We start from the raw sequence: 521 nt of genomic DNA on the forward strand, positions 1-521 counted from the left end.
GGGACTGACCCCATAAGATGAGACAAATAAAAACACCTTCAAGTTTGAATACGGATGATTGTTATCCGAAATTAGACTTGGAGGTGTTTTTTCTATGGGGACAAGAGTGAGTTATCCGGTTGAAGTGAAACAGAAGGCTGTAGAAATGAGATTGGCAGGCGTACCTATGAAAGAGATCCTGCAGGAGTTGAATATTAAGAATAAGACACAGGTTCAGACATGGGTTAGATGGTATAAGGCTGGTGATACACATCGATTCGAACAGCCTGTTGGAAAGCAATACACTTACGGAAAAGGTCCGGAGTATTCTTCCGATTTAGAGAAACTGCAGGCAGAGATTCGTTACCTGAGACAACAGAATGAAGTTTTAAAAAAGTACAACGAATTGGAAAGGAAGTTGATAGCGAAACGTCAGTCGAACTTGTAGAAATATTGCACAGCACAATGACCGTACAGGATATCTGTATTCATTTAGGTATCTCTCGAGCGTCTTATTATCGTTGGAAGAAGAATCTGATGAA

At 40.3% G+C, this 521-nt stretch carries 1 pseudogene; it reads left to right on the plus strand.

Annotated elements, in window-relative coordinates:
* Positions 1-94: 94 nt before the first annotated feature.
* A pseudogene (locus tag AC3WTF_RS19275) lies at positions 95-521 on the plus strand (DUF1492 domain-containing protein); the annotation flags it as partial.

This window comes from Bacillus sp. EB106-06-01-XG163, assembly GCF_058791615.1.